The sequence below is a fragment of the Methanosarcina sp. A14 genome (assembly GCF_001729375.1).
Taxonomy (GTDB): domain Archaea; phylum Halobacteriota; class Methanosarcinia; order Methanosarcinales; family Methanosarcinaceae; genus Methanosarcina; species Methanosarcina barkeri.
In genome coordinates this window covers 19,819-30,410 of record NZ_LZPK01000107.1, presented here as the reverse complement: position 1 = coordinate 30,410, position 10,592 = coordinate 19,819, and the positions used below count along the sequence as shown (strand labels likewise).

The following is a 10,592-nucleotide window of genomic DNA, read 5'->3' as shown; positions in this document are numbered from 1 at the left end:
CAAGATGTTGTCATTCAGGATAGCACAATTGTTCGTCTCCATTCCTCGTTAGCAGACAAATTTCCTGCAGCAAGATCAAGAACAGTAGCTGCAGGAATAAAAGTTGGAGTTATGGTAAGTGCAGTTGCTAACGGACCTAAAACAGTTGCCCTGTATTCTGAAAAAACAGCTGAGATAAAGACATTAAAAATAGGTCCCTGGATCAAAGCCCGTATTCTGCTTGTTGATCTTGGTTTTTACAAAACTCAGATGTTTGCAAGGGTTGAGGAAAATGGGGGATATTTTGTTTCAAGAATACGGAAAAATATGGATCCTATTCTTGTTTCTGTTGAAGAGAGACTTTCTAAGACAAAAAGCAAGGAGTTCGCTGGAAAAACTGTTAGTGAATGCATTAAACAACTTTCTGGAAAAGATCTTGATGCTGTTGTGAAAATAAATTTATTTTAAGGTATAATAAACAAGCCTTTACAATAATTAGGCCAACGTCGAGTCGACAACAAAATGTCGCATAAAATCGATTACAATTATTTGGAATTATTGAATCCTTGATGATTACTTGACACCAGTAAAAACACGGATATTGATAAGAAAAAAATGAAGAGAAGAAGAGAAGTAAAGAAAGATTAATAGTCCCATTCCTTCTGGCTATTTTAATAGCATTCATACCCCCTAGAGTAGCAGCTCCTATCGGAACCTCAGAAAACGCAACAGTAGAAGCCGCAAACAACTGACTTGGAGTTAAATCCGTACATGGGGGCAATAATACAACTGCCATTGACTGTTCTCACTTAGTATGTCAAGTATACAGCTAGGTAGGCGCCAAAGATATATTTTTCCAGAAAGTACCTGATATGAAAAATAATACAGATTATGTAAATACAAGCTCTCCATCTCCCAGAGATGTGATCTTCTGGCAAAAAGACGTTCCCCAGAACGGTAGAATATACTGGCTTGCCACTCATGTGGGAATATACAGAGGAAATAATCAGTTCATAGACACATCATTTGATGCTAAAATGTTGCCATAGTAAATATCACTGGTGTGTACGAAGAAGGAATGCTGTACTTTGCAAGATGGTCACATATTTAAGAGACCACAGTGAAGATACTTAAGAAGGGACTATTGAATAGGAGATCTAAAACAATCTCTTCTTCCATTTTTAGCTTCTTGTAGAAGTAAGTTATAAGTACATTAGCGCTATATGCTGCCTATATATTTTGTACAATTGAAGAGTTTGTTCCCTTTTACTAAAAATAGGACATGTGCCAAAGACAGATAATACAAGCAATAGAAGCTTGTGTTTTATTTATTAGGGAGAATCTCACTATGAAATTGAAGTATACTAAACTCCAACTTGCTTTGGAAATTATAGGACTTCTATTTTTAGTCGGGATGATCGTTTTTATTTACACACAGTGGGATCAAATTCCTCAACAAGTTCCTATGCACTATAATGCACTGGGTGAAATCGATAGCTGGGGAAGTAAATATCAAACCCTTATTTTACCAACCATAAGTATTTTGCTTTATATTTTCATGACTGTAGTATCTTTTTTTCCACAGATTTGGAATGTTCCTGTTCAAATAACAGATGAAAACAAAGAAGCTGTGTACCTCAGTACAAAGAATCTAATTATATTCATGAAAGTTGAGATCTTAGCTATGTTCTTTTACCTGAATTATCATACAGTAACTGCGCAGCCTTTGTCAATCATTTTTTTACCTATTTTTATGATAATCATATTTGGCACAGTAATATTCTTCATCGTACGGACCATTCGATTAGGAAACGAAAAAAAGCATAACCGTGAATTATGAGCATACTCAATTCTTTCGAAGAACACTTGAGTTGTTGATCAATTAGAAATTAAAGTTTCTCTATAATTCGGATTTGAGAATGTTTGTACCATTGATAAGTCAGAAGTGATTTCACAAGTTATTTCACGAGAGCATACATACAATAATCAAAAAAATTACCATTTTTATAGACATCTTTCTTCATTATGCCCTCTAAAACAAATCCGGCTTTTTCAAGAGCTTTTCTTGAGCCGATATTTTGTGCATAAGGCTCTGCAAATATCCGGACAATATCATACTGTTCAAAAGCTGTCCGACAAAGCTGTTTTATTGATTTGCTCATTATTCCCCTGCCCCAAAAAGGTTCACCAAGCCAGTATGCAATTTCTGCATTCTTACAATAAACACCGCTTTTAAGGAATAATGCAATGCACCCTGCAATTTCTCCGTTCACAACAATTGCTCTGCAGCACTGTTGTGTTTCATCGTTACAGCTAAAGCTTTCTACAGTTTTTCTGCAGTTATCTAAAGTGGAGGGAAAAGAATCTCTCATGTTTTTTGTAATTTTTGTATTGTGGGAATACTTGAAAAAGTTTTCAACATCGGTTTTTTTCCACTTTTTCAATTCAAAATTCATTTTAACAACATCCGGAAAATATACATAATCATTTTGTACAGATATAAGAAAATTACTTATTGAGCTTATCCCAAAAGCTCATTTACTCTAATTATTACTGCTACCATTACAACTCCTAAATATGATGTCTCTTTAATTTCATATCTCGGAAATACTTTCTTGCATGACTATATCCAACTAAAGAAACTTTCTACTATGCTTTTCTTTTTGTATTCTTCCTGATCTACCTTTATTGATCTTCCTCTCTTTTTATTCTTCCGATTTCTTTTATTTACTGGTATATTAGACTTTATTCCTCTTTTCCTGTTATATTTTCTAATTTTAGCTGTATCACACATTGCATCAGCTGTTACTTTGGAAGGCCTGTTTGTAGGTATATAAAGTGTAGAATCATTTTTATTTGCAGGAACAATGATAATCGAGAGATGTAAAACCTGTAAGTCTACTAAAACGCTTATTTTTATTCCTTTTATTTTTTTGTGTCCATAGTAGCCGATATTTCCCCTTTTTTAGCCGGAATATCCTTTGTATCAGTAAAGCAATGAGAAAGATCTATTTTCTTCAAGTCATAACCTTTGTTTAAAAGCCCATTGAAAATCTTCAGATAAATACAATGTTCACACAGATATAGAGGAAATCTATGAACTGTTGACTTAGATCCATATCTCCTGTGAACGTCTTTCCACGTACAACCAGTCAGAACAACGTAAAAAATACCATTCATTAACTTCCTCATATTTGCACGTGGCCTTCCTGTATGTGTTTTCCGTAGAGGAAGATAAGGTACTATGGAGTTCCATAGAACGTCATCGATTTCACGAAAGGATATAAAAGTAGATTTATAATTCAGCATAATATTACTTTTGGGATAGGCTCGTATAGTGATACTTATCATAAGCTTCTGGAAGTCAGCTACTGGTCAGGAATCAAAAAAAGCTTTTACGTTGAAAAAGTAGTAACAAGAGAGGTCCCTGACGCTCAGGCCTATGCCGAAAGGGTAGGAAAACTTTACAGTGCCTCAGTCCCCCAGGCAATTGATTATCCTGTATATTCGGTTTCTGAAGAAAAAGGTTCTGAAGAAAAAGGACTCGTAACTGTAATTCTGAGCGACGCCAGAAATCCGTATGTTGACAAATTGCCTTATTTCTATACGGTTTATCGGTTCGTTTTTGACAGAAAAAGCGGAGAATACGAGGTGTATGAAAGCCATTACGGAAGACCGGAAAAGAAACTTGATATAAACTATTTTGAATGAACTTACTTTAGGCGATTTTGAGGTCAATTGATTTTTATTTTGAGAATAGAAAGCTCGTTTAAATAAGCTGGAGTTGATCTCAATAAAAAACTACCCCTGAAAATAATCTGATTCCGAAAAAATAATTTGATTCCGATTACTTATTTTTCCAATAATGGTAAACGTAATCGGAATAGCATGAAATCTTTAAAAAGCAACTTTCTGGTTACTTCTGGATTTTCGTGAAATATTTATCGATTTCTTCCCAGTTGAGGATATTCCAGAATCCTTCTATGAACTTACCTCTATTGTTCTTGTAATCAATATAGTAAGCGTGCTCCCACACATCGAGCGCCATGAGGATAGGGTAATCCGGAGCTACATTTACATTGTGCTTTTCGATCTGCATGATCATAAGTCTATTTGTATCATTACAGAAGGTTAAGGCTGCCCATCCGGAACCTTCAACGCTTGATGCAACCTGGGTAAACTCCTTTTTAAACCTGTCAAAACTTCCGAAGTTATCTTTGATCACCTCGGCCAGTTCACCCACGGCCTCTTTGCTCGCATTGCTCTCAGGGGTCATCTCCCACCAGAAGTAATTGTGAAGGATATGCCCACCCAGGTTGAAAGAAAGGGCTTTTGCAGTTGACTTATAATCAAAGTCAGTCCCTTCTTTCCTTGCTTTGTCCATCATTTCTATAGCTGCATTTGCATTAGTAACATAAGCCTGGTGGTGCTTGTCATGATGTAACTTGAGTTGCTCTTCGGACATATAAGGTGCTAGGTCGCCATATCCATATTTCAAATCCGGTAATTTGTATAATCCTTTAGTCATGTTGTTTTACCCTCTTATTGATCGCCGGTTTTGCAAAATTTGTTATGGAATCCGAATTAAATGTAGATCTATACTTATCAGTAAAAAGATCACACTACAAAAGATCACCTACAAATGATCTCACTACAAAAGATCACCTACAAATGACCTCACTACAAATGATCCCACTACAAATTCTGCCCCGCGAAACGCTTTACCCCTTAGTTATGTTACAGGAATCTGTTCAAATTGCTCTATCGTAAACAATTTTATCCCTGAACATTTCTCGCTGCAGATCAATCTGCTTTGAGTCTCTTCGAACACATATCAAATTGCATCTGGCAATTCAAAGTGCAAAATATAATTATCATCAAACTATTTAAATGTAAAAGATACAAACTGTAGATATTTTTGAAGAAATGTATTCAGGATCTCCAAGAAAGCTTTGATGTGTTAAATATAAGATTACAGGTAACAATAAAAATAAAAGTGCAGTAGAGGCAGGAGTGAAGTTAAAAACTAAATAAAGATAAAAATTGGTTGAGGAAGAAAGTAAATGGTAAATTCACTCTCCCACCTGGGAATCGGCTTTCTGATTGCCCTGGCTCTCGGCTTCAAAGGAAAAAAGCGAAATGCTCTCGGTTTTCTGGCAATTCTTCCTGACCTGGATTTTATCCCATACTTCCTGTTTGCTCTCATCAGCGGCAGCGTAAGCCACGAAGCGCGAAACCAGCTTTTCTATCTTCTCGGCCACAGGGAGTTCCTGCACTCAATCCTTTTCATCCTGCTTGTCACGCTTTTCATCTGGATTAAAACAAAAGACCGCCTGTTTACAGCCGCCGGCTTTGCAGCCATATTTTCCCATGTCTACCTTGATTACGCTACAAGCTGGAAAATGCGTCCCTTTTATCCGTTTAGCACTGAAACATCTACTCTCGGAGCCATTTATTTTTTCGATCCGCTGGCAAATATTCTTCCCTTGCTGCCCATTTTCTTTTTACTTGTGGCTTACATGAAAAGCCGCGGAAAGTGGAAGGGAAAATTCAATAATTTCTGTGCCCTTGTCACGAAAAACCGGAGCAAACTCTATCCCGCGCTTTTAATTGTGCTTGTGGTCTGGATTGCGGTCCTGCCGGTGGCAAAACTATTTCTTGTGAATTATATTTCCGGCTCGGAAGGCGCAAAAATCAGCTATCAGGATACATATCCTTCGTCTGTAGGGAAGTTCATTTCCGCGTATTCGTATAACTCCACCCATTACAGGATTATGGAAGTGAGCTACTGGTCCGGGATCGAAAAAAGCGATTATATCGAAAAAATCAACGTGACCGGCGCCGTTCCCGACGCCTCCGCATACGTTGAAAGAGCCGGAAAACTCTACAGCACAGCCGTTCCTCAGGAAATCGATTATCCTGTTTACAGCATTTCGGAAGAAAATGGTTCGGTAAATGTTACGCTGAGCGATGCGAGATATCAGTATGTTAAATACTGGGCCTATTTCAAAACGGTTTACAGGTTCGTTTTCGATAAGGAGAGCGGGAAGTATGTGGCTTATGCGAGAGAGCAGGAGGGAAGGGGGGAGAAGTTGGAGGAGAATTATTTTGGATAAGAGTATAGACAGTTTGCTAAAAGAGATAGGAAATTTTAATTTTTCATTATAGTCTTTTAGTCTTTGAAATTAATGCAATATTTTCAAATCTAGATTTTTTAGATTGATTTAAATAGCTTTTGCATTTTTTTGAAAGTATAGGAGACAGTTTAATGGGTAGATGCAAGTATAAGTTCAAAGGTACTTATGACAACTTTAAATGTCCTCTTGAATCTGAAGAAGGTAGTGAATATTGTTACTGGCATCAGAAAATCGAAGGAAAGAAACCATCCCAGGATCAGCTAAATTTTCTAAAAGATAACAAAATTTTGGGTGTTTTCCTTCAAAAAGTCAATTTAAACTACGCTGATTTACGAGGCATTAATTTAATTTTAGCTAATTTAAAGGGCTCATCTTTTTATAAAGCAAATTTAAGAAAAGCTAACTTAGATTCCGCAAATTTTCAAGGTTCAGATTTAAAAGAAGCGAATTTAGAAGATGCACATCTACCAAGAGCTGATTTGCAGGGAGCAAAATTTTTCAGAACCAATTTAAAAGGAGCATGCTTGATATTCGCAAGATTAGAAAATTATAGTCTCACTACAGTAAATTTTCAGAATGCTGACTTAGGATATGCTAATCTAACAAATTCAGACTTGAGTGGTGCGAATCTTAGCAGAGTAAATTTGAAATATGCTACTCTCGAAAATGCAAATTTAAGAGGATGTAAATTAATTGAAGCGAACCTACTTTATTCTGATCTTTCAAAATCTGATTTAGCTTATTCAGATCTGAGTGGAGCAGATCTTAGTTATGCTGATATAAGACAGGCATCTTTAGTAGGCACTATTTTTGATTCTAAATCCATTTTAGAAGATACTAAGCTCATAGGTTCAAATATATCTAGCTCATATGTTGATGAAACAAAGACGTTTAGAAATGCCATTTTCTTTAAGTCTACTAAGATTAGTGAAAAAGAGATTAACGAATTCGTTGCAGATACTCTCTCTACTGAAAAACTATTTCTATTTATATTAAATAAACAAATTATTTTTGACGTCAAAAAAATTGAGGACTTTGAGAGTGATTCCGTTTTTGTATTAAATGCTTTAAATAAAGCAGAAATTATAAGGTATATCGGTTATGGTAAATCACTTAATATTTTCAAAGTTATTTTCTACAAAGATTTAATTGATGCATATCAAAAAGGGGAAATTTCTTATAAAATTAAGGAAAAATTCGATGATTTAGTATTTTATAAAAAGCCTAATGAAAATATTTCTCTTTGGAACAAAATACCAGTACTAAAAAACTACATGATAGCTATTGTAAACGCAGATTTCTTATTTGACGATAGGAAAGAATTTCTTTTTGAATTTGCAGATTTCTTATCTTCATATAGGAAAGAACTTCTTTATGAATCGTCCTTCGAAATATATACAAAATTATATAACTTTTATTCATCCAATGGTGACAGTCTTCAAGCAAAACATTCTCATTATAGGGCAAATGAGTCTTATCGAAAACTTTTACTTACAAAGGGCGGCTTTAAGAATAATATTAGAGCAAGAGTTTTTGACGGATTTATCCTAAAAGTTTTAGCAGGGCATGGAGACCAAATTTGGAATCCTATTTTTTCTTCTATGATTGGTATTATTCTATTTGGTTTTTGTTTCTGGAAGATAAATGGTATAATTGTTCAAGGGAGAGAAGTCAAACTGATTGACTATCTCTACTTTAGTCTCACTACCTTTACAGGATACAGTTTTCCAAATATACAGCCTGATATATCAATAACGTTAATGCAACCGTTAGTAATGGGAGAAACTGTTTTTGGTCTGATGATGGTATCTCTGATTATTTTTGTCATTACATATCAAATTTCAAGGTAATTTTCAATCTTTTTCGGTCTTCGCCGCCTGCTTCGCAGTCGTATGGTACCCCATTTTAAGATTCATCGAAATTCTTCTAACCAGCCCTGAGTTCAGAAATTCTTCAAAATTGGGCTTACGGGCGTGGTTCACTCAAAAAATCGATTCAAAAAACCCGCCTCCAAAAATAAGTCCACCGCCCGTCTCCCCTCCAAACAAAAAGCCCGCCGCCGGAAATTTTCATAAACGTTTTCACTCCTGTGGAATCTCGTTGATTTTGTTAGAGATTACAGACCCAAGGAAGGTGATTAAACTTAGATATCTCTTTTTAAACTTTACATTACAATTTCACATTCTTTTATAAACACTAGTAAAATGCCAAAGAAAACTATATAAACCAGCTTTCAGATATCTAACTTAGATGGAGAAAAGCCAGCTTCGACAGGTAATAATCGATCAGCAAGAATCTTTCAGGAAAGTGGAGGAGCTTGTTTACCGCGATATAGATCTTGAGAGATACCTCCGGGGAAATGAAATCGTTATCATCTCGGGGATCAGGAGGTGTGGGAAGAGTTCGCTTTTGAAATTGATAGCCGGGCAGCTGGAAGGAGTTAAGTTTTATGTGGACTTTGATGATATCCGGCTTTCGGATTTTGAAGTTAAGAATTTTCAGGATTTGCAGGACCTCATAATTGAGTTTTATAGGGAGGAGCTGGACAAAAGCGGAACAGGGCAGGTGTATTATTTTTTTGATGAAATACAGAATGTGCCACTCTGGGAGAGGTGGCTGAACAACCTCTACAAAGAAGGCAAAAAAGTGTTTGCTACAGGCTCGAATTCCCAGCTTCTCAGTTCAGAAATTTCTACATTTTTGACCGGAAGAAACAAAGTGCTCAAACTCTTTCCTTTCTCCTTCAGGGAGTTACTGCGTCTGAAGGGTATCGAAATCACAGGAGAAAAAATAGAATCTGGCATGCTTACAAGCTCCAGAAAAGCTGAGATATTTAGCTATTTTCTGGAATACTTCGAAAAAGGAGGCTTTCCGCTTGTCCTGATAAGTGGGGACCTTGAGCTATCCAGAGGGTATTTCGAAGATATCCTGAACAAAGACGTTCTGGTCCGCTACAATATAAAAGAGGTAAGAGCTCTTAAGGACCTGGTTCTGTTCCTGCTTTCCAATGTGGGCAGAGCGTATTCCTATCCCACATTGAGAAAAATAACCGGAATAAAGAGTTTAAGTACGATCAAAAACTACCTTGATTACTTCCAGAATGTGTTTTTACTCTACCAGCTCCCCAGGTTTGACTACTCACTGAAAAAGCAGAAGGTATCGTCTTCAAAAATCTACACGATTGACAACAGTTTCCTGAAAACAGTAGCTTTCAATTTTTCCGAAAACAAAGGGCAGAGGCTTGAAAACCTGGTCTTTGTTGAACTTCTTAGAAGAGAAAAAGAACTGTATTATCATTCCGAAAAAAAGGAATGTGATTTTGTGCTGAGGGAAGGGATGCGGATCAAGGAAGCAATTCAGGTTTCAGTGGACCTGAACAGTCCAGAAACAAGAAAGAGAGAAATTGAAGGATTAATAGAGGCAATGACGACTTATAAACTGGACAGTGGGCTTATCCTGACGTTTGAAGAGGACGACATACTTGATGCAGGAGGAAAAAAAATTATTTTGAAACCGGTATGGAAATGGCTTCTCGAATGAATAATTTCACAATCAAGTACACTCATTCATAATCATTCCACTCCAAGAATCATTTTCCACACAAAAACATACCTGATCCTTCTTCTTCCTTTATACTTTTCATTATAATGAAAGGTTTAGATCTAAACTGATCATTATGATGAAAGCTATTTAAGTGAATTACAGTAGTTAAAATGAAAAAATCAAAAAGGGGACTATTATTACAAAGTTTGATAGATTCATTTTATCCACCCAACTAAGAAATGCTTATTATCGCTATTAACCTGCAGAATTCTCATAAGTGAACTCAAAAACCCACCCAAATAATAAGTCCACCGCCCCGCCCCCTCCTAACAAAAACCCGCCGCCAGAAACAAAAACCAAAGAAATCTTCAATTACCGTAATTATCCAGCTACCACAATTTCTGAGTTATTTTTCATATAAACTTAACATCTTATTATTTTATAATTCGTATAATATAAAACTCAAAAATTCAATATCATAAAAGGATTTGAGGATAATCCTCTACCTGAAATACCTAAAGACGACTTGGTTAAAAGAGGAATACAAGCACAGAAAACGAGATCGTAATAATAGAAAAAACGTGGGCTGGCCGATGCGAATTCCTGCTTCCTAATAAAGAGGATTCGAAATCGGCTGAGACAGTTCACAGGATTTTTTTGTTTGGTCTTGATACTTTGGGTTGGCCCACGATGGTGATATGTTTACTCAAACATATAACTCTTTCTATTTTAATTGGTTTTTCTACTGTCAAATCTTGTTAAGCAACCAATAAAGAGTCCTTATATACCTGTTTTTAGTTTATGTTTTCTATTGTTCCCATATTCCTTAAATTCGTAATGAAATTCAAGTTTTATGAAAACGCCTAATGTAATCGGTTTTTTATATTTTTAATCTATTTTTTGTATGCAGTATCGTTTTTCATGCTTTAAAAA

The 10,592-nt window shown here is 35.9% G+C and carries 9 protein-coding genes and 1 pseudogene; 6 read left to right on the top strand and 4 right to left on the bottom strand.

Features of this window, described 5'->3' with window-relative positions; translation table 11 throughout:
• The 3 genes and pseudogenes from A9239_RS05935 to A9239_RS05930 form a co-directional block, all read left to right on the top strand.
• Positions 1–435: pseudogene (locus A9239_RS05935) on the top strand (transposase); the annotation flags it as partial.
• Positions 436–851: 416 nt separating this feature from the next.
• Positions 852–1,028, top strand: a complete 177-nt coding sequence (locus tag A9239_RS18865) for an NlpC/P60 family protein (protein ID WP_141706384.1) — start codon at positions 852–854, stop codon at positions 1,026–1,028.
• Between the two features lie 299 nt (positions 1,029–1,327).
• Positions 1,328–1,819, top strand: coding sequence for a DUF1648 domain-containing protein (locus A9239_RS05930; protein ID WP_048117476.1), 492 nt, complete (start codon positions 1,328–1,330; stop codon positions 1,817–1,819).
• Positions 1,820–1,937: 118 nt separating this feature from the next.
• On the opposite strand, the gene A9239_RS05925 is transcribed toward A9239_RS05930, so the two are convergent.
• From A9239_RS05925 to A9239_RS05910, 4 genes are all read right to left on the bottom strand, one after another.
• Positions 1,938–2,435 carry a GNAT family N-acetyltransferase gene (locus tag A9239_RS05925; RefSeq protein ID WP_048155496.1) on the bottom strand — a complete coding sequence of 166 codons (498 nt, stop codon included), beginning with the start codon at positions 2,433–2,435 and terminating at the stop codon, positions 1,938–1,940.
• Between the two features lie 167 nt (positions 2,436–2,602).
• Positions 2,603–2,932, bottom strand: coding sequence for a transposase (locus A9239_RS20875; RefSeq protein WP_080941452.1), 330 nt, complete (start codon positions 2,930–2,932; stop codon positions 2,603–2,605).
• The gene (locus tag A9239_RS20870) at positions 2,905–3,288 is read right to left on the bottom strand and encodes a transposase (RefSeq protein ID WP_158498912.1); all 384 of its coding nucleotides are present in this window, start codon (positions 3,286–3,288) and stop codon (positions 2,905–2,907) included. The genes A9239_RS20875 and A9239_RS20870 overlap by 28 nt, the downstream gene beginning before the upstream one ends.
• Before the next feature lie 607 nt (positions 3,289–3,895).
• On the bottom strand, positions 3,896–4,507 hold the full coding sequence (locus A9239_RS05910; protein ID WP_048117481.1) for a superoxide dismutase: 612 nt from the start codon (positions 4,505–4,507) through the stop codon (positions 3,896–3,898).
• A 535-nt stretch (positions 4,508–5,042) separates the two neighbouring features.
• Here A9239_RS05910 and A9239_RS05905 point away from each other — a divergent pair.
• The 3 genes from A9239_RS05905 (at position 5,043) to A9239_RS05895 (ending at position 9,656) form a co-directional block, all read left to right on the top strand.
• Positions 5,043–6,095 carry a metal-dependent hydrolase gene (locus A9239_RS05905; protein WP_048155495.1) on the top strand — a complete coding sequence of 351 codons (1,053 nt, stop codon included), beginning with the start codon at positions 5,043–5,045 and terminating at the stop codon, positions 6,093–6,095.
• Positions 6,096–6,247: 152 nt separating this feature from the next.
• The gene (locus A9239_RS05900) at positions 6,248–7,966 is read left to right on the top strand and encodes a pentapeptide repeat-containing protein (RefSeq protein ID WP_052712800.1); all 1,719 of its coding nucleotides are present in this window, start codon (positions 6,248–6,250) and stop codon (positions 7,964–7,966) included.
• A gap of 400 nt (positions 7,967–8,366) precedes the next feature.
• The gene (locus tag A9239_RS05895) at positions 8,367–9,656 is read left to right on the top strand and encodes an ATP-binding protein (RefSeq protein WP_048155492.1); all 1,290 of its coding nucleotides are present in this window, start codon (positions 8,367–8,369) and stop codon (positions 9,654–9,656) included.
• Positions 9,657–10,592: the final 936 nt, after the last annotated feature.

What these genes read in the sequence shown, in the direction of transcription:
- A9239_RS18865 (WP_141706384.1), top strand. Translation starts at nt 852, where the DNA reads ATGAAAAATAATACAGATTATGTAAATACAAGCTCTCCATCTCCCAGA.
- A9239_RS05930 (WP_048117476.1), top strand. Translation starts at nt 1,328, where the DNA reads ATGAAATTGAAGTATACTAAACTCCAACTTGCTTTGGAAATTATAGGA.
- A9239_RS05925 (WP_048155496.1), bottom strand. Translation starts at nt 2,435, where the DNA reads ATGAATTTTGAATTGAAAAAGTGGAAAAAAACCGATGTTGAAAACTTT.
- A9239_RS20870 (WP_158498912.1), bottom strand. Translation starts at nt 3,288, where the DNA reads ATGCTGAATTATAAATCTACTTTTATATCCTTTCGTGAAATCGATGAC.
- A9239_RS05910 (WP_048117481.1), bottom strand. Translation starts at nt 4,507, where the DNA reads ATGACTAAAGGATTATACAAATTACCGGATTTGAAATATGGATATGGC.
- A9239_RS05905 (WP_048155495.1), top strand. Translation starts at nt 5,043, where the DNA reads ATGGTAAATTCACTCTCCCACCTGGGAATCGGCTTTCTGATTGCCCTG.
- A9239_RS05900 (WP_052712800.1), top strand. Translation starts at nt 6,248, where the DNA reads ATGGGTAGATGCAAGTATAAGTTCAAAGGTACTTATGACAACTTTAAA.
- A9239_RS05895 (WP_048155492.1), top strand. Translation starts at nt 8,367, where the DNA reads ATGGAGAAAAGCCAGCTTCGACAGGTAATAATCGATCAGCAAGAATCT.